Below are 25,368 nucleotides of genomic sequence, written 5' to 3'. Positions count from 1 at the left end.
GAATACATTTAATTATAAAAAAAGCAGCCCTCAAGGGCTGCTGTAGTATGTACTATTTCAAATCATTCAACAGATTTTTCATCTTTTTGTAGTGTCCGCTGACCCGATCGACCATGTAGTTATACATGAGCTGATTCTCCGAAAGATTAGCCATTTCGATGTCAATGTCAACGTTATTGTTGTTATTGTTCATAGCAGTTTCATTGTTCTCGACAACTCGGTACTGGACGATTGAAGCATTGGGATTCGTAATTGGAAAGTGTTTTGCATGAGTCCGCTTCATGTCGAGCTGATCTGTTCTGCTATTCTCAACGATCCGTCGAAGCTCTTCCTGAAACTCTACCGTTTTCTTCTTGTAGTTGGGCGTATCTGCATTGGCAATGTTATTGGTGATGGCACTGTGCTGAGCAGTTAGCGCTTGTAACAGGGATTCGTTACGTCTTGTCGTGTTGGTTTCGATCACGGCTTGGCCCTCCTCCACTGCAAAATAATGCAGTTACTCTTATAATAAAAAATAAAGTTGCACTATGTCAACACCATAGACAAAAAGACAAGCACATGCGAGAGTTTCCGTTAAAGAGAGAACCCGATCTGCATGATAACTTGTCTTGGTCCTTACCCACATGAATGAACGATTATGAAGGACGATTCATGTTTTTGCCGTAATAGATCTCATCCATCTCCAGCTTCAGCCACTCGGTAATATCCTGTTGTTCCGTCTTGCTCAGCTTATCCTTGGTATATCCAAACAGGTAATTATCGAGATCGAATTCCTTCAGCTTACATTTGGTATGGAAAATATTCTCCTGATAGACGTTCACATCAATCATATCGAAGCTACTCTTGATCTCATCCGGAATGTAGTTCTGAATCGAACCGATCTCGTGATCAATGAACAGCTTGCGTCCGCTCATATCGCGCGTGAATCCACGTACCCGGTAATCCATTGTCATAATGTCCGTATCAAACGAATGAATCAGGTAATTCAGCGCTTTGAGCGGTGAAATCTCACCGCAGGTGGAGACATCGATGTCCGCACGGAAGGTGCTGATGCCTTCACTCGGGTGAAACTCGGGATAGGTGTGCACGGTAATATGACTTTTATCCAACTGCATGACGACGTTATCGGGCAGTGGACCGGGAGATTCATCGAGGGATTCCTCGGGGATCTCTACGATTGGACCTTCCGATACCAGCATCGTCACACTCGCACCCTGAGGCACATAATCCTGCTGCGCGACATTCAGGACGTGGGCCCCGATGATGTCGGATACGTTGTTCAGGATTTTGCTCAGCCGCGCGGCGTTGTATTGTTCATCGATATATTCAATGTAAGCTTCGCGTTCATCTTTGGTTTTGGTGTAACAGATATCGTACATATTGAAGCTCAGCGACTTGGTCAGGTTGTTGAATCCATGTAGTTGAATGCGCTGCTCTGGCGTTATTGTCATGGTTGCAGTTCCCCTTTGTCCCATACGACATAATCATCGCAGTTTAATACTACTTATACCCAACCTGTCTCGAAAAAAAACATATGTACGTCATTCTGGGCATATTCCGCCTTGGTTACAACCGGACAACCGTCAGAAGGAAGAGTGCTCATCATAGCCCATATCGTTCATGCGCTCATCCTCGGCTACGGATTGAATATCTTCCGAAGTTACACTGATCATCGTATAGTCCTCGTTCTGCTGTTTCTTCACTGCTTTTTCCTTCAGGAAACGGGGGCTGCCTTCCCCGGCATCTTCGTCATAGACGAGCAGAAGACCATCACTTTTGCGCAGCAGCAAGTCATCCCGTGCCGTGAACTGCCACGGTCCAACATAGGGTTGATTGCTAATGGCACCATAATAGTCCACACCTGAGAGGATGGAACGGTAATACTCCTGCTTGTCTTCCTTCCATTGTTCCTCTGGATTCTGAAAAGCAGTGATAATCGACAGCTTCAGATGCGGGTACGTCTTCTTCAGGTCAATTACCACTTCACAGGCCCACAGGTCCACACCGTATTGTCCTGGGGTCAGAACCCACTCCAGCCCATCCTCGACAAGGGGAGTGAGGCGTGAGGCGATCGCTTTTTTGATAAAAGGAATACCTTCATGCTTTTGTCCGAAAATCTGCAATTCATGTGCACGGTAACCGGTAATCAACAGGTTTTTCAGTGTCCGTTCCTCCTTTCAGGCATGATTCTTGGTAGGGAAATCTCTGATTCTATATGGTTATGCAGTTATTGTGCGGGTGAAGCCTCTGCACGGAAAGGATACAGGAATGGCTTAGGAATATCCGTCTCGAATGACATCAGAACATCTGTTGTAGGGTGAATGAATGAGAGCACACGTGCATGAAGTCCGAGACGTCCGAGGTCTCTCGTGCGCGCACCATATTTTCTGTCCCCGGCAATGGGATGTCCGAGATCTTCCATATGCACACGAATCTGATTTTTGCGGCCTGTCTCCAGACGGACTTCCAGCAGGGAGAACTCACGGCTCGACTTCAGGCGTTTGTAATGGGTAACCGCAAGTTGTCCGTCATTGGGACGAGAACTGGAGTACATTTTCAGCGTTTTGGTTTCCTTCAGCCACGAGGAGATCGTACCTTCTTCTGTGGTTACATTACCTTCAACAAGAGCGACATAGACGCGATCCTTCACATTTTCTTTCCAGTTGTTTTGTAGCTTCTGTTGTACTTCTTCACTTTTGGCAAACATCATAACACCCGACGTATCCCGATCCAGACGATGTACAACAAAAATCCGATTCATCTCATTGGTGCGGCGCACATGCTCTGTCAGTTGGCGATAAGCAGTCAGGTCGTCATTCTTGTCCGCAGCAATGGACAACAGCCCAGCTTCTTTGCGAATCACAATGATGTCATCGTCTTCATGCAAAATGTTAATGCCCGTCAAGGAAGGAGCGGCGACTGCACCCTCTTTTTTGATGTATACAACCTGACCTGGCGTCAGTGGTTCATTAAATTTGGTAACGACTTTCTGATCCACGGATACCTGTCCACGACCCAGAATGGACTTCACCGCATTCCGTCCCGATTTCAGATGTTGTAGCAGGAAATTCAGCAACTCGTCCGGTTCAGTCACTTTGTACTGACGTGGTGGTTCTTGCTTGCGATAATAGGAATTGCCCGGACGTTTGGACGCACTGGATTTTTTGGGTTTGTTACTTCCAGCTTTCTTGGGTGCGGTCGACGATTTCGCGGCTAATGGTTTCTTATTCTCTTCCGTATTACGTGACGTGGAAGCACCTGATGATTTAGCAGATGAGAAGTTAGACTTGCCGGAACGTGCTGTAGATGAACCTGCGTATGTTTTCCCTTTGGCTGATGCCGATGATGTTTTACCTGTTGGACGTTTGCGTTTATTCATGAATAGTAATCTCCTTCTGAACAGCCTGTACCGCTTGTGTGCATACGATCCGTTCATTTCGTTATGCAGTTCAATATACCACTAACAGTCGACAAATAAAAATAGGTTCATGGAATCTGCTATACATCCAATCCGAAGAGTTGTTAGATTCATAGGATATGTTATCCCATAGTATTGGAGGTGTTACTTCATGGGCGTGTTTCTCGATATGAGAACTTCGATGAACTCGGGAAACGTAGGACAGCCAGGTTTATCTCTGTCGGAATCTCCGGCAGCATTCGGCGCCGTGGGTCTTCAAACCCAGGGAGTGGTGAATCCCATTATTACGTTAAACGGGACAGTAGGTGTTACCGGAGAACTGGGGGATACCTTTGTTGTGGAGCTTGTACGCGGATTCTTATACGATCCCTTCTATGTCATCTATCGCGCTGAAGGTACGATCGGGCAGAACGGCGGTGCCGAGTTCCATTCGTTCACAGCTCAGGATCTGTCTGCACCACCCGCACTGGAGAGTGTGTACACCTCGTTCATCTCAGGGGTGTCCACAGCAGTAAGAACCGGGCCGGAAATGTTCTATGGCATTGCCGCCACCAGTTAGTATTGAAGAATGCAAGGTGAACAGGAGGAGTGTATTGACATCTCTTCTGTTGACGGCAGAGTTCGCTTCATACCCCAGAGAACAGAGAAGTACACAACCATGTAGCGATACGTTTCGACTAGCGCGCAGCATGAAACCCCCGGCTCAAGGAGCCGGGGGTCTTTGCCGCATATGCACGGATCCGTGTGTAGCTCATCCATTGGAGGTGTCCAGGATTCAGTTGGCCCGACCCTTGAGAATGATGTTGTTTGCTTTGCCAAAGTCGATAGCGACTTTGCCTGTGAGTGCGGCTGTTCGCTCCGCAAGAATAACGGCGTTGACACCACAGGAGAAGAGAGCGACATCGTAGGTATGCTGATTCGTCTGAATCCATTGCAATGTCTCATCCATCTGATCATAGCTGTCAAAGGGCAGCGAGCTCACAATGTTCAGATGATAGGGCTCCTGAACAAGTGCAGCACGGAGCTGTTCAAGCTCGCGGGTCACGAGAAGCACACGTTTGCCGGCAAGCATCTGCCAGAAACGAGGAACCTGGGCCAGCTCCCGATTCACACAGGCATGACAGGTTAGCGCAGGCGCGATGCCAAAGTGGGCAAACACGATATCGGTTAAGGGTCTCTTCAGATAATGAGGAGCTTTGATGGTGTTGTCACCGCGGGGGAGAATCCCGACGATACTCGCACGTTGCAGGGAAGCTGCCACTTCGTCCCGGAGCTGCAGGTTGGGAAGGCGCAGTCCTTTTTGTCCCAAATTAGCTTTGATGGCCCAACGCTCCTGAAGCACCTGTTCTGTGGTCCACACCGTTTCCTGTGACATCACGATATTCTCGCCATCACCGACGCGCACAAGAGAGAGAGGACGCTGTTCAATAAGTGCTGCTTCAAGCTGATCAAGCACACCATCCATTTCAAGATAGATTGAATTCATTCCGGTGGTTGCCTCCTTTGAAAAACCAATTGCTCTATTCTATGTTGCGACTACAACAATGCTATGTACGTTCGACCCTCAGGGCACAAACTTCGGGTGTATATCAATCTATTTAATTGAAAGTTAGTACAGGTGTCGGTGCCGGATGTATCCGCATTTCATACGTTATAGAGTGCTGGATTCATAAGGGAGATGTTGCTTGGAAGCTATCTGTGTGAGGCGAAATTTTCGAAAGAGTTACCTCAAAATGTCCTGAGAATTTTTTTTAGGATTTTATAGATTTTTCTAAGAGTTTCGTAGAAACAGGCGATCCAAACTTTGAAAATGCCTGTATCCGAGTAGAGCGGGCGGCATCGGTCAAGAGGAGGCGTGTTATGTCCAGAAAAGTTGTGATTGAGATTAACTTCAATAATTACGGGATGGACCCGCAGCGATTGACGCGGGAATGGCTGGAGCGTCGGATCAGCATTTTTCGCACGTTTACGTTGCATTGCCTCAAGGCACAGACGAATCAGGATTTCCTGACGGTGTTGAAGCTCTCCAAGGAATCGGGGGAATTAGTGCAGGAGATTCTTACAGGGCAGGAGCCGCTTCCTTCCAATATTCGTTTTGGCACGAACATCGAGAGTGTACGAGCGATACTGGCATTCGCCAAGGATGCTGAGGATATCTATATAGCCCGTCTGGATTCGGATGATCTGTACCACAAGACTTTTGTTCAACAACTCTATGATGTTCAGCCGCAGCCACAGACGATGGCCCTGATCAACCAGAACGGCTATCTGTGGGACAGTGTGAATAATGAGATGGCTCCCGCGTTCCACCGTTCTCCACAATTCTATGTCTATCTGTACAAAACGGCGGAATACACGGCAGGATACCGGGTCAAGCTTCCGGGCAGGGGTACGCATGGCAATGTCATCGATCTGCCGCATGAACTGCTTGCGCCGCGCAATTATGTCAACATTGTGCATTCGAATAATACTTCAGTCAAAAAGGTACCGCCACAAGACCGGTTAAACCGGGAGGAGATGGCACAAGTATTAGGCGAATTCATGATCTGATCAAGGAGGGATTCATCCATGATTCAAGGACAAACCATTCTAATCACCGGAGGAACAGGCTCCTGGGGTCAGAAGCTGACCGAAGTGCTGCTGGCGCAGAACCCGGCCGAGATTCGCCTTCTTTCACGTAATGAATACGCCCAGATTGCGATGCAGCGAGAGTTCAACCATGATCCGCGTCTGCACTTCGTCATTGGGGATATTCGGGATTACCGGGCCGTGGAAGACGCGTGCAAAGGCGTTGATGTGCTCTTCCATCTCGCTGCCTTGAAGCACGTTCCAGTCTGCGAGGACCAGCCGGATGAAGCGTTCAAGACGAATGTCATCGGGACGCAGAACATTATTCGGGCTGCGATCCGCATGCAGGTACCGAAAGTCATTGATGTATCTACGGACAAGGCGGTTGATCCAATTAATGTATACGGCATGACGAAGGCTCTGGGTGAGAAAATGATGATTCGTGCCAACTGGCTTAGTGAACGCACACGGTTTGTCTGTATCCGCGGCGGTAATGTGCTGGGAACCAGCGGCAGTGTGGTGCCTTTATTCCGTCGTCAGATTGAGGAAGGCAAGAGTCTGACCATTACAGACCAAGGCATGACCCGTTTTTTCCTGACGCGAACAGAAGCCATACATTTACTGCTTAAAGCTGCTGAGGCGGCGGTGGGCGGAGAGACTTTTGTGATGAAAATGAAAGCTTGCAAGATGACGGATCTGGCATCCGTCATGTTGGAACAGGCAGGTCGTCCATCCTTCGATTATATAGTCACAGGAATACGTCCAGGCGAGAAACTGCATGAAGTGCTGATCTCACCTTATGAGGCGCCGCGCACGTACCGGTACGATGCCCAGTATTATGTGATCCTGCCGGAGCGAGCGGACAAGGGACTGACGGATCAGTACAGTAGCTTGTCGCATGTGAACTTCTCCGAGTATCGTTCGGACAGTGCCATGATGAACAAGCCAGCGATTGCCCGGTTTCTGCGTGCAGGCGGCTATATCGACTAACCGAAGGGAGGCGGAGGGTTTGGAGGTGGAAGGAATGGAAGAGTACCATCCAACCGTAGTACAGGGAGGACAGGAAGAACTGCATCAACAACTCAAACCACAAGCATATCAAGCAGTGCACCAACAGCAAGACAAGGCCACGCTTCAACGCATTAATGACCGCTCCCTGAAGGCTGTTGTCATGGGTCTCGGCTATGTCGGTTTACCCATGGCCGTGGAGATGGCACAGGCAGGTTATCAGGTTCACGGGATTGATATTGATACTTCCAAGGTAGCGAAGCTGTGCACCGGGCATTCGTATGTCATTGGCATCAAAGATGAAGTTGTGCAATCTCTGATGCAGGCAAAGTTGTTCACGTCAGGTACCGATTATGCGGCGGTGGCAGAGGCGAATGTCATTGTCATCTGTGTGCCTACCCCGCTTACCGCGGAGCATCAACCGGACATTTCGTATATCTCGGCGGCGGTGGACGGTATGACTCCATATCTGCAAAAGGGCAGCCTTGTTATTCTGGAAAGTACAACCTATCCCGGCACAACGGAGGAACGCGTGAAACAACCTATTGAAGCGGCCAAAGGCTGGAGAGTCGGGGAACAGTTCCATGTCTGTTATTCTCCAGAGCGGGTGGACCCGGGCAGTGTGCATTATGGTGTGAAAAATACGCCTAAGATCATTGGAGGCTCGACGCCCGCCTGTCTGCATTATGGCAAACAGTTCTACGGCTCGTTCTTGAACGAGATCGTTCCGGTTAGTTCAACAACGGTAGCGGAGACGGCAAAGCTGTTCGAAAATACGTTCCGCAGCGTCAACATTGCACTGGTAAACGAATTGACTCCTGCCTGTGAACAGATGGGCGTAAACATTTGGGAAGTATTGAATGCGGCGGCAACCAAACCGTTTGGGTACATGCCATTCTATCCTGGCCCCGGCATCGGCGGACACTGTATTCCCATTGATCCGATCTATCTGTCCTGGGCAGCAAGCCGTCAGGGATCGGAGCTGCGATTCATCCAGCTGGCCGATGCGACCAATCGGCAGATGCCGGAGCATGTCGTTCAGCGGGCAATAGTCTTGCTGGAGCGGTACGGAGTATCTGTGCGAGGAGCGCGTGTTGTACTGGCGGGTATGGCTTACAAAAAAGACATTGACGATCTGCGTGAATCACCAGCGCTGGATGTCTTTCGTCTCCTGAGCGCGGCGGGAGCAGAGGTCGTTTTCACCGATCCAATGGTGCCTGTCTTCCGCAAGGATGACGGTTCGGTGCTTCACTCCCGGCCTGATGCTCCCGAATTGTGGACATGGGCTGATCTGGTGATTATCACGACCGACCATTCGGGCTTCGATTATCAGGAGATGGCGGACCATGCGAAGCTGATTTTCGATACACGTAACGCAACTGCCGGATGCCATGGAGGTAATATTGTCGTGCTTGGCCAGCCCGTTCGACCTGCGGTGAAGGTAGAGCAGGGATGGAGAGAGGAACAAGAAGAACAAGAAGAGGCAATTGCGAAAAGAGTAACGGGGATGTCAGGGTCTGGAGATCGGCAGGAACAGCAGGCTGTGGAAAGCGACAAAGCTGTTGCTCATCGAAAAGCTGAGATTGATCCGCATGGGAATTCAGGAGATGCTTATGGCGAATCATGATCGGGTGAATGAACGCTATTATGGCGAGATCAATTCGGAAGAGTCCCATGAAGCGACCCGGACCCGCATCCACTGGATGTGCCGTGAGGCGACAGGCAAACGTATTCTGGATGTCGGGTGCAGTCAAGGTATTACGTCTATTTTGCTGGGGCGTGAAGGATTTCGTGTTACGGGTGTTGACCTGGAAGAAGAAAGCATTCACTACGCCCAAGGTGAGCTTGCCAAAGAGTCCAGACCTGTCCGAAACCATGTGGATTTTCGAATGGTGGATATTACACAATGGAAAGTCCGAACGATCTTCGACACGGTACTACTTGGGGAAGTGCTGGAGCATTTTGCCCATCCAGAGACGTTGTTGATTCAGATTCATCGGCTGTTGCAGGAGGACGGAACGTTGGTTGTAACCGTACCGTACGGATTTCATCCGTTCTATGACCACAAGCAGACGTTCTATGCAGGTAACCTGGCGATGTGTCTATTGCCCTATTTTGAAGTCTTGAAACTGGAAGTTCATCATAAATATCTATGTTGCGTGGCTCGCAAACGACGGAGAACACAGCTGCATATGTCGCCAACCTTGGATCAACTGATGGAGTGGATGAAGCTGGATCATGTACATTTTGCCGAGGTGGAACAACAGCATCTCCGCGTTATGAAGCAGCGCAAGAAAGTACTGGATAGCGCGGTGGAGCAGGTGAAACGACTTCGCCGACAGGAGAATGGGGAAGGGTAAAGCGTAAAGCAAGGGTGGAGCTACAGCGAAAGGCGAGGATGTGGGGGGATAGCCTTTAGCTGTAGAATGAGATGAAAGGATTGGTTTCAAAATGCTTCCCTTGTACGCCTCAGATATATGCTTTAGATTGCAAAATGGAACATTGTTATCCTCCGCTGCCGTGCTGTTTAGTGTGACGACAGCGTATCCCATTTTCTAACGAATCCCACACGCCTTATGTTGATGATTTTGGAGAGGGGAGAAATCTAACGAATCTCAGCGACGCTATTACAGCCGGAATCTGCGATAAACGGCTAATTGATGCCTAAAACAGGAGAATAGCGCGTCTCAGATTCGTTACATTTTCAAAGTAGCTGAAATGCACTAAATAGCGTTACCTCAGTTCGTTAGCTAATGTAAAGGTAATATATTCTTTGCTGAGTTTGAGGTCTGTGAGATGAGACCTGTGAGATGAGAGTGTGAAAGCAGCTGCTCTTAGTGGTAGCACTAATAATCGTGGGTTACAAGTTAATGAGTTTGAGGAGGGAATTGGAGGTCTTAGTAGCGGACCAAAACCAGTACAATTCTAAGTTCTAAGTTCTAAGTTCTAAGTTCTAAGTTCTAAGTTCTAAGTTCTAAGTTCTAAGTTCTAAGTTCTAAGTTCTAAGTTCTAAGTTCTAAGTTCTAAGTTCTAAGTTCTAAGTTCTAAGCACCAATGATCAAACATCAAATATCAAAATCAACTACCTTATACTAACTATCTCATACCAGCTACCTCATACCTCATACCAACTAGATGCTAGTAGTTTGTTCGAAGCAACTTAGCACAATGAAAAACTTATGAAAATTCGCAATACGCGTGCGACAGGAAGGGGCTCAGAGCGTGATCACCATCAGTCTGTGCATGATTGTGAAGAACGAGGAACGTACGCTTGCACGTTGTCTCGACTCGGTTGCCAGCGTCGCGGACGAGATTATCATCGTGGATACCGGTTCGTCCGATCGGACGATGGACATCGCTGCGCGATACACCGACCGGGTCTACACGTATGCGTGGCACGAAGATTTTGCCGCAGCGCGGAATGAGTCATTCGCCAAAGCCACTCAGGAGTATATCCTGTGGCTGGATGCGGATGATGTGCTGTTGCCCGCGGAACGGGCGAAGCTGGAGGGGGTGAAGCAGCAGCTGCTGCCCGAAGGGGAGGCGAATGCTGTGATCTTGAACTACACGCTGGCCGAGGGGCCGGAGGGAAGTCCGCTGGTGACGGACCGCCGGTTACGCCTGGTCAAGCGGGATGCCGGGTGCCGCTGGCATGGCCGGCTGCACGAGCAGCTCAGTTTCCCGCAGAGCGGGGTCATTACGGCAGACATTGCCGTCACGCACCGCCGCGAAGCGGGAAATCATTCGGCGCGTAACGTGCGCATTCTGCGCAAATGGATCGCCGAAGAGGGCGTAGCCCAGGGTCGCCTGCTGTTCTATTATGCAGGCGAATGTTATGACCGCCAGTGTTATGCGGCGGCTGCACGCGGATATGCGAAGCTGCTGGAGCAATCGAGCGGCTACCGCGAGGACCGTCTCATTGCTTGTGCGCGGCTGGCGGAATGTTATGAGCGGCTTGGCGAGCCGGGCCGCAAGCTGGGTGCATTGCTGCAGTCGTTCCAGTATGACTTGCCGCATGCCGACTTCTGTTGCGCCATCGCAGCCTGTTTTCATGAGCGGCAGGAAGCCGTCTCTGCGATCTACTGGTATATGCAAGCAGTAGATGTGAGCAGCCGTGATCCGGGTCTTCGCCCGGTGCCCGTGCCATGTCGCACTTGGCTACCACATGCCCGGCTATCCCTCTGTTATGCCCATCTGGGCAACTGGGAGCAGGCACTAATGCATAATACCAAAGCCCGGGAGTACTTGCCGAATGATCCGGGATTGCTTGCCAATCGACAGAAGCTTGAAGTGGTGGTGCGCAAGGAGATGAAAGAGCGGGAAGAACGTGATTGAAGTGTCACCTCATAAGTAGGGGGCTAGATCGGGACTAATGAGCAAAGGTAGTTTGAAGCATAGCTAGAATTAGCGAAAGCATTTTAATGTAGAAGATGAGACGTAGGATGTAGAAGATAAGACTTAATAAAAGAAATAGAAGAAATAGAAGATATCGTAGCTGCATAGGACTGAACAGTAATCACTGGAACTGAATACCGTGAGGTTTATAAGTGCTACTGGCAAAAAAATGTATCGGTGGCGGTAGAATTGAAGAATAGATGTATATCGAAAGCATCAGGTTGTAACGGTTTTAAGCCCGGAGCGGATGTATCAATGAACGAGCGCTGGCAGACTACAAATAATCAAAGGTAGATAACGATGATATCTATAAATAAGAGCAGCCCCGCTTGGCCGAGAGAGTCGGTGAGCGGGGCTTATTTTACGTTGCATCTCACAAGGCTTGAACCGTGAATATCTTCAGACATGTGTATGTGGGGCAGTGAGTCTCACGCCTTATTGCGATGTTCTTTCATACAATGATGCTTAATTTGAACTTACTTGAACTTACTTGTACATACTTAGTTGCTTTGTTTTTCTGGAGCCAGACATCGCACATACTGGTCTTTCATTCGTAAGCTTTTGCACGCCCATCCCCAGCCATCATATATTTCCTCATCTATGTTGAGTGTAATGGTCTCATCACTGTACTCGTTCCAGTTCTCCATCCGAAGCGTAAGTTCGCTTTCCCATTCCAGATGGTTATTTCCGTGGTGCTTTGCGCGATATATAGTTTTTACGGTGGAGCCATCCGTATCACTAGTCTTCTTCACATCGACCCATAGCGTGACTCCGCCTGCCCGCACCTCCATACGGCACACCGTAAATCTCGACGGTATATTCACCATTTCGCGAAGGCATAGAGTAGCTCAGATCTCCCTGTTCGGAACGGTCAAATGTGGAGAAGTAGGGACGGAGCATGAAATACAGGAACAGGGCGACAACCAGCATGAGAAACAACAAGGTGAATGTAGTTAATATCGGATGACGACGTATCCAGGATTTGGTTTTTTTGGAGTCGGAGGTGTGAGTTTGTTCATTTTGCTTCATAATCATGTAAACCTCTTTTCAAAGCGTGACTTGCTTCGCAGGAATATAAATGTCCAATTCTCCATAATGATCCTGAGCCAGACTCCCATCAATCCTCTCAAAATAGTACGGATCACTCTTCTCGTACCCCGAATGATTTTGCCAATATTCATCGATAAAAGTCCAGACACTGTCCAGATGATCAATGTTGATTAGACTTGGATGGAAATCACAGACGAATTTGAAGACGGCATATTGGTTGGCCGGTACTTCGATCCCATCCAACTCCAAAGGGATATTCTCCAGGCTGCTAACTTCGACAGATGGCTGATATGTACTGCAATCTTCAATCATCTCGGTGGTAAGTCCAATATACACATTGGGGTACAGCACATCGGGAATAGAATGAAAATGTTTTTCAAAAAAGCGATTGCCTGCCGAATTGGATTCATAATGTTCTTCATTGTCTGCATACCGAATCTGGGATCGTTGTCCAATGAGTTTCATGGCCGGTTTGCGGACATAGGTTGGTGTGAAAATATATCCATACGGAAGCATCGTAATCATGGACGAAGTCATGCGAGCTGTGAATTCGAGGTCACCAGCTCCCTGTTTGCGATATTGCAACGGCGTGACGCCAAAAGCTTGTTTGAATGCACGTATGTAGGATTGTTCATGTTCAAAAGAGTAATGTCCGCTGATGTCGATAATCTTCCAGTTCAGATTGACCAATTGTTCCAGACTGCGTGCCAATTTGCGTGAACGAATGTATTCTCCAGGTAATTGTCCACTCACATGTTTGAACATGCGGTGCAGGTGGAACTTGGATATATGAGTCACGGACGCCAGATGGTCCAGCGTTAATTTCTCTTGAATATGGTCTTCTATGTAGTCGAATAGCTTATCCAGCGTGTCTAGTAGATCATGTTGCATACCAATCTCCCTTACTTCGGTTAGTCGTTACAGCAATAAATGTTCATTTTTTCCTTATCACCGATGATATCATAACCAGGTACATAATTTAATGACAAGATTGGAGAAAGCATCCATGTTTGCTGACAAAAGAACTTATACTACGTTAGGCATGCTAACTCGATTATGGACATTGACGGGGAAATACCGGATGTTCATCATGCTGTTGCTCTTCGCTGCTTTTACGGTCTCTCTGATTGAAGTGGGTTATCTGGAATCGATCCGAAGACTGGTCAAAGGTGCTACGGAATCCCAGTTCCCCTTAATCTATTCCGGTCTAATCATAGGCGCTTTCATTGTGGTCTTACGTATGATTGTAACCGTATTTATGACATGGGTTGAGACGTTATTCCAGCAAAAATCACTGTTGTCTGTGCAGTCCCTGTTGCTCAGGTCTTATGGAAACACAGAGGCACGAGATCTGACGCCTTATCATACAGGTGATCTCACGGCCAGAGTCTGGACATCTGCCAAGGAAGCACAGAAAGGAATTAACCAACATGGCATTGAACTGGCTAAAAATATTATTCAACTGGTGCTTGCGTTTGCGTATTTCAGTTGGGTGAACTTGCCGCTGTCTCTAGCTGTCGTTGCCTTCACTCTAATCTACCCTCTGGTAACGGTGGGGCTGAGTAAACGTCTACAGGGAAAACATGATCAGCTGAATGTCAGCGCGGCAGCGAGGGATGAGATGCTGACTGATATTATTCAAGCCCCTGTGGAGATCCGAAGTTATGGGCTTTCGGGGTATGTACACCATCAATTTAAAGAACGAATGGATCAAGTATTCCGACATACGATGTCCGTATCTGTGTTGCAACGTCTATCGGAGGCAGCCGGACGAGTCTCGACATATGGCGGCATGATCCTGATTCTCTATCTCGGTGGAATGCAGGTGTTGAACGGGCAGATGGATGTGGGAGGTCTGGCGGCTTTTCTGGTGGCAAGCAGTCAGTTAACTCGTCCGATTGAATCCCTGTCTGGCCTGTGGAATGAGTTTATCGGCTCGGCCTCTCATGCGTCCAGAATCTTTGAAGTGTTGGATCTGGAGAAAAAGAAAACGGTAGCTACAGACAAGAATTCTTCCGACGTTATGGATTCCAAATGGGATCAGAATAATGTCAATGGTCATGACCCTGGTTCTGAGCCTGACACCGTAGCAAATACCAGAATAAATTCTAATGTAAATATTAAAGTTAATAACAGGGCAGATACATATGAACGATCCAAATCAGGTTCAGATCATCAGCATATTCAACATTCTACACCGTCAGGAATCATCGTACAGAATGTATCTTACAGGTATGCGGAGCAGGAAGAAGTGCTGTCCCATATTTCATTTACAGCCCCGAAAGGCAAACTTACCGTGATCACCGGACCAAGTGGATGCGGAAAGACTACATTATTGGAATTAATCGCCGGGTTAGACAAACCTGCCGCTGGTTCGATCCAGGTAACGAAGGATATGAATCCAGCAAATCCAATGGATGCAACTCATCAAATGAACTCCATGATTCCAATGGGGGAGGACATGAGCAGTGGCAAGAGCCAGGTGTATGTTCCGCAACAGGCCTTTATTTTCTCAGGCACGGTGGATGAGAATATTGTTTTTGGAGCATCGGGGGTATCCGCTGAACAAGTGCAGCTTGCAGCTCATAAGACTCATGCACATGACGCAATTATGCGTCAATCGCTCGGATATGGGACTGCGCTTCAGCCTCAGGGTGGGTCCATGTCCGGCGGCGAGCACCAGCGTATTAGTTTAGCGAGAGCCGTTCTGAGGAACCCGGATATTCTGTTATTGGATGAACCAACATCTTCTCAAGATTCATGGCATGAACAGCAATTGAATGCGTTATTTAAGGGGTTATCTGTAGAGCAAGGAACAACCATTATTGCGGTAACCCATCGATTGTCATTGATTGAACAGGCAGATCAGGTGATCTATATACAAAAGGCGCACGTGGAAGATACGGGCACTCATCAGGAACTGTTGGAACGTCCGAACGGATATCGAAGCTATATTTCCGAGCAGGATGCTGAACAGGAATAGTGAATGTGGCAGAGTCGGGATCAAAAGTGGGTTTGGAATCAGAAGCGGGAGTGGGATTGGGGGAACATCATGAGAAGCGAGAATGAAGATAAGGATAAGGATAAGGATAAGGATAAGGATAAGGATAAGGATAAGGATAAGGATTATGCTGATGCTGAAGCTGATGGTACCAATGGTACTAATGAAACAAAAAGCGGTCATGAAATTAGTGTAGTGAACAAGATGGACAAAAATAGCGAAATGAACACAAATCATGTAATAAACGAAAGTCAGGTTCTAGAAGATTCAGAGCAAGTGGTATCACTGGCAACGGTATGGCCCGTTATTGTCCGCTGGATGAAGCCTTATGGATTAGCAGTAGTGATCTTGCTCATCTTTATTGCAGCAGATGCTGTGTTCGATTGGGGACTTGCCTTTGTCCAGGGATTCTTCGTGGATGCGATTCATGATGGTGGACAGCAGCAGCTTAACGCTACAGCGATGATCTTCATTGCCATTCTGGCAGGATTCATCGTGTTGCTGGCGATGCACCGTTATGTGCTGGTGTGGCTCAAAGAGTCGATGCACCGAGACATGTCCATGGATCTGCTCAAGTTGCTGAACCGAATGCCTTATGCGTGGGTTCGCAGACAGAAGTCCGGGGATGTGATGCTTCGTATCAAGGAGGACACCAAGCATGGAGCAGAAGTGGTGGAGGCCATTGCAGAGGGTGTCACGGTTGTATTCATCATTGCGCTGTCGCTGGGGTATTTGTATCGTGCAGATGCATGGGTTGCGGTCATTGCGCTTGTGAGTGCAGCGGCAATCTGGTTCACAGCACGGCTGTATGATCAGCGGATTGTGCATTTATCTGATGAAGTGGAATCCATGGAGGGTGAGTCACAACAGCAGATCCAACAGTATGTGGAAGGCATTCCGGTGATTCAGACGTACGATGCATCACCTTGGTTTCTCGCTCGTTTTCGAACACAACAGAAGTCTCTCAACCGTGTTCAGGCCAAGTTACAGATGACGTTGAGCATGTCAGATAACGTAGCGATGGCGGTATTTGGCTTGGCTCAACTGGCAGCGTTGTTCCTCATTGCGATGTCAGCAGCGAGGGGAACTTTGTCTCCGGGCATGGTTGTGGCAAGCAGCTTGCTGTTCGAACTGGTGGTGTGGCCCGTACTCGGCTTGTCTAGCCAGTGGAGTCAGATGCAAGCAAGCGTGGGCGCATTTGGACGGATCACGGGATGGTTGAAATTGGCGGATAACAAGAAGGTGAGTTTGTCTGAACAGAGGCAAGAAGCGTCGGTACAGGCTCGGTATGAAAGCACATATGGGGTATCAGATAAATTACCAGATGCACGAAAAGTAAAAGTAGATGAGCATGAGTCACAGCATACAGATTCGCAAGTAGGACGTAATGTGGACCTGCATGATCGAGATCGGGGCAATTCACAACAAATGGTTAGTGGGGAAATTGAACACCCGATGCTTAGGCTCGAACAGGTCACAGTATGCGATGAAGACAGTGGTCGGGTAATTCTGGATCAGATTACGTTGAAGCTGCTTCCCGGTGAATTAACCGCCGTGGTTGGTGCCAGTGGTGCAGGCAAATCTACACTATGCCAGGTATGTGCAGGACTGATCGAACCAACCGCGGGAAGTGTCTTGCTAGGAGATACGGATGTTGTGCAACATATCGCGATGGATAATCAATCTGCGCTGACCTATATGCCGCAGAGACCGACTTTTTTTACAGGGACAATTGAAGAGAATATTCGTCTGGGATCAGATGTTACGTTGAATCAAATTAGGCTTGCGGCAGAACAGGCAGGTTTACATGGATTTATCGAGGCACAAGAGGGGCAGTACGCAGCACTGTTGCACGAAAAAGGTTCCAATCTATCTGGAGGTCAGCAGCAACGATTGTCGCTTGCGAGGCTCTTGATGAGGTCATCCGATGTCTATATTCTGGACGAACCAACGTCAGCGCTGGATATGCAGACAGAGCAAAAAGTAATGAATCAACTGCTACGTTTTATGAAAGGGAAGATAGGATTACTCGTCACACATCGGATGGAGGTTGCCCGTCAGTGCACACGCATCCTGGTGATGGATCAAGGCCGAATTGCCGAAGATGGGACGCATGAGCAGTTAATGGAGAGGAAAGGATTGTATTATCGGTTAAATGGAAGAGGAGATGCTGCCAGTGGATGAGGATTCGTCCAAGGAGAAGATGGATACGTTGGAGTTTTTAAGTCATGGAGGCCTCGGTTATAGCAAGGGCAAGTGGCTTGTCGGAGTCTGAAATAGAGTCGTTATAAGGTTAGAATTGGTTTTAGGAATAAGCTCATAAGATGACTTGGTGTGCATATGCTGTGGGGATATGAGTGTGGTGAGGTAGCGGGCGCACAGAAAAGAATTGTTTGTCCAAACAGGGATGAACGATTCTTTTTATTTTGGATGAAGAAGCGAAGGAGCGTTTTACAGTAAAACGCGGTTGCTCATTCGGGTCTGGCCCGTTAAACTAAAGGGAGCGGCGTTTGCTTGACGGACATGTCATGAGAACGCCATTTTGTTGTCGAGGATGCGGCATAGGAGCTGCTTTCGGATGTCAGAATTGGATCGGACCAAGCTGGTGGATGAACACCGGTGACAAGTAAGGAGTCTTTACATGAGTGTGCAAGCACCTACTTTAGAAGAAGCGCAGGGTCTCCTGCAAAAATATTATGGCTACCCCGACTTTCGCGAGGGACAGAAAAAGATTGTAGCCAGCCTGCTCGAACGTGAAGATACGCTGGGCATTATGCCAACGGGGGCGGGAAGTCGATCTGTTATCAGATCCCTGCTTTGTTATATTCGGGGTTGACGTTGGTGGTCTCCCCCTTGATTTCACTTATGAAGGACCAGGTCGATGCGTTGACGACCGCCGGAATTGCTGCCGCGTATATTAATAGTACACTGAGCGGCAAAGAAGTGAATGAGCGTATCCGCGCGGCGCAGCGCGGTGAGCTGAAGTTGCTCTATGTCGCGCCTGAGCGACTGGAGCTGGACTGGTTCCGCGATGAGATGGGCCAATTGCCGATCTCCTGCGTTGCTGTGGATGAGGCCCACTGTGTATCGCAGTGGGGGCATGATTTTCGGACAAGCTACCTGGCGGTAGCGCCGTTTGTGGACAGTTTGCCGGAGCGGCCGGTGGTTGCGGCCTTCACGGCGACAGCGACGCCCGAGGTCATGGGCGATATTCTGCGGCTGCTGCGTTTGCAGGACCCGCAGACGTATGTGACCGGACTTGGGCGGGATAATCTGGCGTTCAGCGTGCTGCGCGGTGAGAGCAAAAAGGATTTTGTCTTAAACTATGCACGCGAGCATGCGAGCGAGCCAGGTATTGTGTACGCCGCGACCCGCAAGGACGTGGACGATCTGCATCAGCGATTACTGCAGGCCGGATTGCCAGCAGGACGCTACCACGCAGGGATGGCGGACGATGAACGGGCTCAGAGCCAGGAAGCTTTTTTGTACGATGATATCCGGGTGATGGTGGCGACGAATGCGTTCGGAATGGGGATTGATAAGTCCAACGTCCGTTACGTTATTCATAACAGCATGCCTAAGAACATGGAGGCCTATGTGCAGGAAGCCGGGCGTGCGGGACGGGACGGAGAGCCGAGCCAGTGCATTTTGTTATTCGGAGCGCAGGACATTATTACCCAGAAGTTTCTGATTGAGCAGAATCCGGTGGAGGGCGACCGCAAGCAGAATGATTACCGGAAGCTGCAACAGATGGTGGATTACTGTTACACGACGCGCTGTCTGCGTAGTGCGCAGTTAGACTACTTCGGTGAGGTACATGAGGACAAGCCTTGCGGCAATTGCAGTTCATGTACAGACGACCGTGAGCTGGTGGATATGACGATTGATGCGCAGAAAATATTCAGCTGTATTCATCGCATGCGTGAACGGTATGGTGTATCGCTGGTTGCTTCGGTGCTCAAAGGTTCTCGTGCCAAAAAAGTGCTTGATTACGGTTTCAACTCCTTGCCCACCTATGGTGTGATGGGCAATCGTACGGAACGTGAGATCTCCGAGATCATCAACGTGATGGTATCGGAAGGTTATCTGCTGTTGTCCGAGGGACAGTATCCGGTCGTTCGTCTGCAACCACTGGCGGTGGAAGTACTCAAAGGTCAGCGTGAAGTGATGCAGCGTGTGGTTCGCAAGACTGCGGCAACCGCTTCGGGTACCAACTACGGTGGACGTCGGGGACGGGATGCGATGCCATCTGCGGTTAACGAGACGGTATTCGAACAGCTGCGTCTGATTAGGCGTGATCTGGCGGCGAAGGAGCATGTGCCGTCGTACATTATTTTCAATGACGCGACTTTGCGTGAGATGAGTGTGGTATGTCCACAGACAGAACGTGACATGCTGGATATCAAAGGGGTCGGTGAGGTCAAGTACCGCAAGTACGGACTGCCATTCCTGGAATTTTTCCAGAAGCAAAAGGGCGAAGACGTGGATACGGATGACGATGCGTTCTACGAGTACGAGTGAGAGAACTCACGTAAACGTAAGGTGAGGCGTTAGTCTACTTAAATGAGCTAACCATCTCATAGATCGAAAATTACTGTGTCCACACTATATCGAAGCTCTACACTCGTTTTCATATTTGCAGTGCTTAGTGGCTAAAACCACGCTGAGCTAATTACCGAAATATACAACTTATCTCGCGAGGGCTGGGTTTAACACATGAATTGAAGTGTTATGGGCTAAAATCAAGCGAGTAGTGTGAAATTCTTTCTGAAGCGGGAACGGGGAGAATTCTGGATGGTTTGTCTCTGTAGGGTGGACTAATCGAGCTGGATTGTCTTTCAAAGAGTGGACATGGAGACTAAGTCTAGTGGAATGCGGAAGATACAGTATATAGTGTAAGTTGGTCGGGGATTGTCTGTATGTTGTGTTTTTTGTTTGACGTGGAGTGTATGTCCTTTTGAAAGACGTGTCCACTCTTTGAAAGACAAAAATGGAATTTGTCCATGAAGAGTGGATTTTTAATATGTTGTGGTAGAGGGAAATGTAAAGTGATAGGTGCAGTTGTAGTTAAATTGCAGGTATCAGTATGCGTACAGGTACAGATTTAGATATAGTGTAGGCGTAGGTCTGGCTCGGAGCTAGAGTTAAAGGTTTGCATGAACAGTATCCGGTGCAGGATGGCTGTGAATCTTTCCTTTTGAAATGAAAAATAAGGTCTGGTGGTCCAGGCAAAGGTTGTGAACGATGAAAGTTATTCTTTCTACATTAAATGCAAAGTACATCCATACCTCGCTCGCGCTGCGTTGTCTGAAGGCGTACAGTGAGAAGGATTTTGATATTGACCTGGCGGAGTATACGATCAAGGACCCGGTCATGAATATTGTGTCCGATCTGTACCAGCGCGGCGCGGACGTGATTGGGTTCTCCTGTTACATCTGGAACATTGAAGAGACAATCAAGGTCATTGATATACTGAAAAAGGTTATGCCAGACGTGAAAATTCTGCTGGGTGGGCCGGAAGTGTCCTACGACACGGAATATTGGATGAACCGGATTCCCAATGTCGATTTCATCGTCATGGGTGAAGGGGAAGAGACACTGCATCAGCTGTTGACAGAGCTTACGAGTAGCAAGAAGTTTCACTTTGTCTATGGACTGGCGTATCGCAAAGGGGAAGAGGTCATTCTCATGCCAGGACGGCCGAAGGCGGATCTGAACGATCTGCCGTCACCGCACCGTTTTGAAGAGGATATCACGGAGCTTGGGAAACGGGTTGTTTATTTTGAGACCAGTCGGGGCTGTCCGTTCAGTTGTCAGTTCTGTCTGTCCAGTATTGAGGTCGGCGTGCGATATTACGATATTGAGCGGACGAAGTCGGACATTCTGTACCTGATTGAGAAGGGCGCGAAGCTGATCAAGTTCGTAGACCGGACATTCAACATTAAGCGGGATTACGCACTCGAAATGTTCAAATTCCTGATTGAGAATCATCAGGGGACGGTGTTCCAGTTTGAAATTACGGCGGACATCATGCGCCCTGAAGTACTGGACTATCTGGCAGACAATGCTCCACCGGGCACATTCCGATTCGAGATCGGAGTTCAGTCTACGAATGATCCGACGAATGAACTGGTGAAACGCCGCCAGAACTTCTCGAAGCTGAGCCGTACCGTGAACAAGGTCAAAGCCAGCGGCAAAATCGACCAGCATCTGGATCTCATTGCCGGACTGCCGGAGGAAGACTACAATACGTTCCGCAAGACGTTTAACGATGTATTTGCATTGGGGCCAGAAGAGCTTCAGCTCGGATTCCTCAAAATGCTGCGTGGTACGGGTCTGCGTCTGGATGCGGAGAAGTATAACTACACTTATATGGATCATGCGCCGTATGAAATTCTGGGCAGCGACGTACTGCCGTTCAGCGACATCGTGCGCCTGAAGCGGTTGGAAGATGTTTTGGAGAAATACTGGAATGCACACCGGATGGACCATACGCTGAAGTACCTGATGGAGCAGGAGTTCAACTCGCCATTTGATTTCTTCCAGGCGTTCGGGGATTACTGGGAGGGTCAGGGCTGGCAGAAGATTGGTCACCAGCTGGAGGATCTGTTCACTCGTCTGCACAGCTTCCTGGAGTCGCGCAACACGCCGCATATGGATATCGTGCTTGGCCTGATGAAGCTGGACTATTTCCTTGGCCACAAATACAAACCACGCAAAATCTGGTGGGAAGATCCGCTCCAGAAAGATCAGTGGGCGGGTTATATGAAAACACTGGCTGAACGTCCGGAAGACGTTCGCCTGCCACGTGTTGCCGGTGCCGCTGGCTCGGCATGGCTGGAAAGCAGCGGCACGGGTGCGAGTGCCGCTGTGGCAAGTTCGGCTGCTGCCGAGGAAGACGCTGCCTCGGATGCGGCGGGTGTAATCGGCAGCGAAGCTGGGGGTCCAGCGTCGCTCCCTGTGGGCGACGCAGTTGGATCCGCCGCGGATGGAGCGGCGGACGTGGTGGACGGCAACGCTTCGCGTGCGTTGCCGATGACCTTGGCCATGACCGCACAGACGGTCATGGGTGCCCGTGCTTTCGCCGACCTTGGTCTCGGCGAAAAGGAACTGCAGAAGCACACCGTACTGGATGTGCTTCCATTCCGGCTTGAGCGTGTGCTAGCTGGCGCCAGCCCGCTTGCCGCGAAAGGCCGGACGCTGCTGGTCGTTGTGTACCAGCAGCATGAAGGGCAGCAGGCGCAGTATTACACGCTGCCGCTGGGAGAAGAAGCCGCTGCCATGTAGGTTGCAGCGGCCTTTGAAAGAGCACCGCGATCATTGACGCGGTGCATTCCCTTTGAGCTGCTGCGCCTATGGGACGCAGCAGCCTTCCACAAGCTGCATGGCCAATTGGCATCATACAGTAGGAGGAGGCGCCACGACGATGAGGTCGCGGCGCTTTTTTGCGTGCATCACGGCGCAGCTATCGTGATGCACCAAGTTTTTCCATCACGGAAGCTCGTGATGGCAGCATGAGCACCGCGTTAATGCACGCGATGCAACCCCGTGAGGTGCTGACCCATTGGGTGCAGCACCTCACCCTTACGCGGCTTGCCATTGCACAAGTCGCGCTCCGTACTACTTTTTACAACAGCATATATGTTCCGAAAGCATCGGAAGGTCGTCTGATTCCCTAGTGGATGGAGACGGGCCTTCCTCTTTGTTTTTCGGAATGGTAGCAAAAAATAATCCATCCAATTAAAGGAGAGTTTCCTATGAATGAACATGCTACTACCAATGAGACGATTACCATAACCAAAGGTTCCGCTGAGTTACTACGCATAAGACGATTCTGTTTCTCACGTATTCTTCTGGTCTTCGTGTTGGCGAAGTCGTTCGTCTTCAATGCAGCGATCTTAATATTGAGCGTCAGACACTTACTGTACGGCAGGGAAAAGGTCAGAAGGATCGGAGAACTCTTCTCTCCAACCTAGCTTGGGAAATTGTGCAGGAATACATTACGGAGTATAGACCCAATCGTTGGTTATTTCCGGGACAATCTTCGGATCGGCATCTTACCGAGCGCAGCGTACAGAAGGTTTTTGAAGAAGCTAGACAACGCGCAGGCATTGTAAAAAAGGTTAGTATTCATGCCTTAAAGCACTCCTTCGCTACGCATTTACTGGAAAACGGAACAGACCCGCGCTACATTCAGGAGCTACTTGGTCACACGAGTGCACGAACAACTCAGCGATATACGCATGTGAGTACGAAAAATATTCAACGTATTCAGAGCCCGCTGGATCGTTTGGATCTGGGAGAGTGAGTGCTCCTATAAATTTACCTTTTTCACCAAATTCTTCTTCGCAAATACCACAGCATCGGTTATCATAGATGTAGTTCGGATATCAGGCAGAATGTGTGGTATTTACGAAGTACATAAATAAGATGTTAGACGAGATGCTTTGGGAGGACGATTTATGAATTCACATTCCATTTTGGAACTAATGCGTAAACATCAAATACCTATCGATAAACCTTTATCTTCTTTAGAAATTGAGTCTATTGAAAGAAGATATAAGATTGTTTTTCCACCAGATCTTAAAGACTTATATTTATGTGGCTTACCAGTTGGTGAAGGATATCCGAATTGGAGAGATACATCAGAAGAGAATATTAAACTAATCATAAGTAAGTTAGAATGGCCACTTCATGGAATGCTGTTTGATATAGAACATAACTCCTATTGGTATGACGGATGGGGAATTAGACCATCTAAACTTGAAGCTGCTTTCCAAGTATGCAAAGAGAAGTTCAAGGAAGTACCAATATTAATTCCAATTTACTCGCATCGATTTATTCCTTCTAAACCAAATGAAATAAACAACCCTATCTTCTCGATATATCAAACAGATATCATTTATTACGGCGAGAATCTTGAAGAATACTTTAAGGTGGAGTTGCGATCGAAGAGACATAATGAAATTAAGTTTAATGATATCAAAGAGATTGAATTTTGGTCTGAACTGCTCTAGTTAATCGAAGAAGAAAGAACGTCGTCTAACAACATATTCACGCATCGGGACATTCGTCCCTCGGTCTGGCAATAGTTAGATGCGGATTCGAGGAGGCAATTGGCAGTAGCAAGGAAGTAGATTCAGCCGGACACACCCGCACCACCCAACCGCGTCGCGGCCAGTCGCTTCGCTCTTTTAGTGTGGTGGGGCGTCGTGAATACCAGAACGTTATACGCAATACCCTAAAGCCAAAACTGAAGAAACTAAAGAACAAGTATAAAGAAGAAAGATAATAAAACTTAATTGAAGGTGATAATTATGAAAGAATGGGACTACAGTAAGCCTTGGTTCCATGGCTCGCCAATGCTCTTAAATGAACTACTAGTCGGAAGCACAATAACTCAGGATCGAGAGTTAGCAAGAATCTTTTCACACAAACCATCTATTGTTGCTTTTGATGAGAATGGCACAAGACTTCATAATGGTAAGTTATGTGGATACATTTACATAATTGATGAGGAAATTACAAGTGAGGATGTATACCCACATCCAGCAACTACAATGAATCCTGGTGAAGAATGGCTCATAAAAAGAGGATTAAAAGTACGAAAGATAGATGAAACAAAAACAAGAGCGGAAGAACAACTTTCAGAGGAAGAGGAGGTAGAATTATTGGGAAATCTAAAAAACAGATAGCTAATAGCTTGTTCGTAGAAGAGTTTACTGTGTATAACAACATATTCAAACACTCTTTCATCCAGCTCTCGGTCCGGCAGGGGCATTTCGGGGAAGTGGGGACAGCCGGACAACCCTGCACTAGCTAAGGTCCTCTGACCCGGGGCATTTGCCCCTTAAGCCAGTGAGGGTTCGTGAATACAGGAACGTTATATGAAATTCTCCAAGTAACACTAACATTAATCAAATAAGGA

General features: G+C 48.4%; 21 protein-coding genes and 1 pseudogene. 14 read left to right on the top strand and 8 right to left on the bottom strand.

What is annotated here, in order from left to right:
* Nucleotides 1-52: 52 nt before the first annotated feature.
* From flgB to C0Q44_RS15120, 4 genes are all read right to left on the bottom strand, one after another.
* Complete coding sequence (gene flgB, locus C0Q44_RS15135; RefSeq protein ID WP_105408118.1) at nucleotides 53-463, bottom strand: flagellar basal body rod protein FlgB; 411 nt, start codon at nucleotides 461-463, stop codon at nucleotides 53-55.
* 172 nt (nucleotides 464-635) lie between these two features.
* Nucleotides 636-1,451, bottom strand: a complete 816-nt coding sequence (gene speD, locus C0Q44_RS15130) for an adenosylmethionine decarboxylase (protein ID WP_105408117.1) — start codon at nucleotides 1,449-1,451, stop codon at nucleotides 636-638.
* A gap of 132 nt (nucleotides 1,452-1,583) precedes the next feature.
* The gene (locus tag C0Q44_RS15125; RefSeq protein ID WP_105408116.1) at nucleotides 1,584-2,162 is read right to left on the bottom strand and encodes an SLOG family protein; all 579 of its coding nucleotides are present in this window, start codon (nucleotides 2,160-2,162) and stop codon (nucleotides 1,584-1,586) included.
* A 65-nt stretch (nucleotides 2,163-2,227) separates the two neighbouring features.
* Nucleotides 2,228-3,379 (bottom strand): RluA family pseudouridine synthase, encoded by a 1,152-nt coding sequence (locus C0Q44_RS15120; protein ID WP_105408115.1) that lies wholly within the window; start codon nucleotides 3,377-3,379, stop codon nucleotides 2,228-2,230.
* A 190-nt stretch (nucleotides 3,380-3,569) separates the two neighbouring features.
* On the opposite strand from C0Q44_RS15120, the gene C0Q44_RS15115 reads away from it, so the two are divergent.
* On the top strand, nucleotides 3,570-3,977 hold the full coding sequence (locus C0Q44_RS15115; RefSeq protein ID WP_105408114.1) for a hypothetical protein: 408 nt from the start codon (nucleotides 3,570-3,572) through the stop codon (nucleotides 3,975-3,977).
* Between the two features lie 216 nt (nucleotides 3,978-4,193).
* Here the strand turns inward: C0Q44_RS15115 and C0Q44_RS15110 are convergent, their stop codons facing one another.
* On the bottom strand, nucleotides 4,194-4,904 hold the full coding sequence (locus C0Q44_RS15110; protein WP_105408113.1) for a GT-D fold domain-containing glycosyltransferase: 711 nt from the start codon (nucleotides 4,902-4,904) through the stop codon (nucleotides 4,194-4,196).
* 374 nt (nucleotides 4,905-5,278) lie between these two features.
* Here C0Q44_RS15110 and C0Q44_RS15105 point away from each other — a divergent pair, with 374 nt between their 5' ends.
* The 5 genes from C0Q44_RS15105 to C0Q44_RS15085 all read left to right on the top strand — a co-directional run bounded on the left by C0Q44_RS15105 (nucleotide 5,279) and on the right by C0Q44_RS15085 (nucleotide 11,329).
* On the top strand, nucleotides 5,279-5,968 hold the full coding sequence (locus C0Q44_RS15105; RefSeq protein WP_105408112.1) for a glycosyltransferase: 690 nt from the start codon (nucleotides 5,279-5,281) through the stop codon (nucleotides 5,966-5,968).
* 18 nt (nucleotides 5,969-5,986) lie between these two features.
* The gene (locus C0Q44_RS15100) at nucleotides 5,987-6,976 is read left to right on the top strand and encodes an SDR family NAD(P)-dependent oxidoreductase (RefSeq protein WP_105408111.1); all 990 of its coding nucleotides are present in this window, start codon (nucleotides 5,987-5,989) and stop codon (nucleotides 6,974-6,976) included.
* 25 nt (nucleotides 6,977-7,001) lie between these two features.
* The gene (locus C0Q44_RS15095) at nucleotides 7,002-8,621 is read left to right on the top strand and encodes a nucleotide sugar dehydrogenase (RefSeq protein WP_258166395.1); all 1,620 of its coding nucleotides are present in this window, start codon (nucleotides 7,002-7,004) and stop codon (nucleotides 8,619-8,621) included.
* On the top strand, nucleotides 8,608-9,354 hold the full coding sequence (locus C0Q44_RS15090; RefSeq protein ID WP_105408110.1) for a class I SAM-dependent methyltransferase: 747 nt from the start codon (nucleotides 8,608-8,610) through the stop codon (nucleotides 9,352-9,354). The genes C0Q44_RS15095 and C0Q44_RS15090 overlap by 14 nt, the downstream gene beginning before the upstream one ends.
* An 862-nt stretch (nucleotides 9,355-10,216) precedes the next feature.
* On the top strand, nucleotides 10,217-11,329 hold the full coding sequence (locus C0Q44_RS15085) for a glycosyltransferase family 2 protein (RefSeq protein ID WP_258166343.1): 1,113 nt from the start codon (nucleotides 10,217-10,219) through the stop codon (nucleotides 11,327-11,329).
* A gap of 560 nt (nucleotides 11,330-11,889) precedes the next feature.
* Here the strand turns inward: C0Q44_RS15085 and C0Q44_RS30220 are convergent.
* From C0Q44_RS30220 to C0Q44_RS15070, 3 genes are read right to left on the bottom strand one after another with little or no spacing between them, the layout of a single operon-like run.
* Nucleotides 11,890-12,141, bottom strand: coding sequence for a hypothetical protein (locus C0Q44_RS30220; RefSeq protein WP_105408109.1), 252 nt, complete (start codon nucleotides 12,139-12,141; stop codon nucleotides 11,890-11,892).
* On the bottom strand, nucleotides 12,128-12,424 hold the full coding sequence (locus tag C0Q44_RS15075; protein WP_105408108.1) for a hypothetical protein: 297 nt from the start codon (nucleotides 12,422-12,424) through the stop codon (nucleotides 12,128-12,130). Before C0Q44_RS15075 ends, C0Q44_RS30220 begins: the two co-directional genes overlap by 14 nt.
* Before the next feature lie 12 nt (nucleotides 12,425-12,436).
* Nucleotides 12,437-13,330 (bottom strand): AraC family transcriptional regulator, encoded by an 894-nt coding sequence (locus C0Q44_RS15070; RefSeq protein ID WP_105408107.1) that lies wholly within the window; start codon nucleotides 13,328-13,330, stop codon nucleotides 12,437-12,439.
* Between the two features lie 115 nt (nucleotides 13,331-13,445).
* On the opposite strand from C0Q44_RS15070, the gene C0Q44_RS15065 reads away from it, so the two are divergent.
* The 8 genes and pseudogenes from C0Q44_RS15065 to C0Q44_RS15030 all read left to right on the top strand — a co-directional run bounded on the left by C0Q44_RS15065 (nucleotide 13,446) and on the right by C0Q44_RS15030 (nucleotide 25,135).
* A complete protein-coding gene (locus tag C0Q44_RS15065) occupies nucleotides 13,446-15,422 on the top strand; it encodes an ABC transporter ATP-binding protein (protein WP_181151007.1) in 1,977 nt (658 codons plus the stop codon).
* 69 nt (nucleotides 15,423-15,491) lie between these two features.
* Nucleotides 15,492-17,624 (top strand): ABC transporter ATP-binding protein, encoded by a 2,133-nt coding sequence (locus C0Q44_RS15060; RefSeq protein ID WP_181151006.1) that lies wholly within the window; start codon nucleotides 15,492-15,494, stop codon nucleotides 17,622-17,624.
* Nucleotides 17,625-18,081: 457 nt separating this feature from the next.
* Nucleotides 18,082-19,961, top strand: a pseudogene (gene recQ, locus C0Q44_RS15055) (DNA helicase RecQ).
* A 723-nt stretch (nucleotides 19,962-20,684) separates the two neighbouring features.
* Nucleotides 20,685-22,727: a B12-binding domain-containing radical SAM protein gene (locus C0Q44_RS15050; protein ID WP_105408104.1), complete on the top strand. Its 2,043-nt coding sequence runs from the start codon at nucleotides 20,685-20,687 to the stop codon at nucleotides 22,725-22,727.
* Between the two features lie 158 nt (nucleotides 22,728-22,885).
* The gene (locus C0Q44_RS15045) at nucleotides 22,886-23,119 is read left to right on the top strand and encodes a hypothetical protein (protein ID WP_105408103.1); all 234 of its coding nucleotides are present in this window, start codon (nucleotides 22,886-22,888) and stop codon (nucleotides 23,117-23,119) included.
* A gap of 152 nt (nucleotides 23,120-23,271) precedes the next feature.
* Nucleotides 23,272-23,748 (top strand): tyrosine-type recombinase/integrase, encoded by a 477-nt coding sequence (locus C0Q44_RS15040; protein ID WP_308737439.1) that lies wholly within the window; start codon nucleotides 23,272-23,274, stop codon nucleotides 23,746-23,748.
* Between the two features lie 181 nt (nucleotides 23,749-23,929).
* A complete protein-coding gene (locus C0Q44_RS15035; RefSeq protein WP_258166342.1) occupies nucleotides 23,930-24,457 on the top strand; it encodes an SMI1/KNR4 family protein in 528 nt (175 codons plus the stop codon).
* A 300-nt stretch (nucleotides 24,458-24,757) separates the two neighbouring features.
* Nucleotides 24,758-25,135 (top strand): hypothetical protein, encoded by a 378-nt coding sequence (locus tag C0Q44_RS15030; RefSeq protein ID WP_105408101.1) that lies wholly within the window; start codon nucleotides 24,758-24,760, stop codon nucleotides 25,133-25,135.
* Nucleotides 25,136-25,368 lie beyond the last annotated feature (233 nt).

The sequence above is a fragment of the Paenibacillus sp. PCH8 genome, assembly GCF_002968835.1.
Taxonomy (GTDB): Bacteria; Bacillota; Bacilli; order Paenibacillales; family Paenibacillaceae; genus Paenibacillus.
Note: the sequence above shows the minus strand (reverse complement) of the source record. Positions and strands in the feature narration are given on the sequence as shown.

Excerpts from the sequence above, each read along its gene's own strand:
- C0Q44_RS15035 (WP_258166342.1), top strand. The coding sequence starts at position 23,930 with ATGCGTAAACATCAAATACCTATCGATAAACCTTTATCTTCTTTAGAA.
- C0Q44_RS15065 (WP_181151007.1), top strand. The coding sequence starts at position 13,446 with ATGTTTGCTGACAAAAGAACTTATACTACGTTAGGCATGCTAACTCGA.
- C0Q44_RS15060 (WP_181151006.1), top strand. The coding sequence starts at position 15,492 with ATGAGAAGCGAGAATGAAGATAAGGATAAGGATAAGGATAAGGATAAG.
- speD (WP_105408117.1), bottom strand. The coding sequence starts at position 1,451 with ATGACAATAACGCCAGAGCAGCGCATTCAACTACATGGATTCAACAAC.
- C0Q44_RS15115 (WP_105408114.1), top strand. The coding sequence starts at position 3,570 with ATGGGCGTGTTTCTCGATATGAGAACTTCGATGAACTCGGGAAACGTA.
- C0Q44_RS15070 (WP_105408107.1), bottom strand. The coding sequence starts at position 13,330 with ATGCAACATGATCTACTAGACACGCTGGATAAGCTATTCGACTACATA.
- C0Q44_RS15120 (WP_105408115.1), bottom strand. The coding sequence starts at position 3,379 with ATGAATAAACGCAAACGTCCAACAGGTAAAACATCATCGGCATCAGCC.
- C0Q44_RS15105 (WP_105408112.1), top strand. The coding sequence starts at position 5,279 with ATGTCCAGAAAAGTTGTGATTGAGATTAACTTCAATAATTACGGGATG.
- C0Q44_RS15050 (WP_105408104.1), top strand. The coding sequence starts at position 20,685 with ATGAAAGTTATTCTTTCTACATTAAATGCAAAGTACATCCATACCTCG.
- C0Q44_RS15110 (WP_105408113.1), bottom strand. The coding sequence starts at position 4,904 with ATGAATTCAATCTATCTTGAAATGGATGGTGTGCTTGATCAGCTTGAA.
- C0Q44_RS15100 (WP_105408111.1), top strand. The coding sequence starts at position 5,987 with ATGATTCAAGGACAAACCATTCTAATCACCGGAGGAACAGGCTCCTGG.
- C0Q44_RS15075 (WP_105408108.1), bottom strand. The coding sequence starts at position 12,424 with ATGATTATGAAGCAAAATGAACAAACTCACACCTCCGACTCCAAAAAA.
- C0Q44_RS15030 (WP_105408101.1), top strand. The coding sequence starts at position 24,758 with ATGAAAGAATGGGACTACAGTAAGCCTTGGTTCCATGGCTCGCCAATG.
- C0Q44_RS15090 (WP_105408110.1), top strand. The coding sequence starts at position 8,608 with ATGGCGAATCATGATCGGGTGAATGAACGCTATTATGGCGAGATCAAT.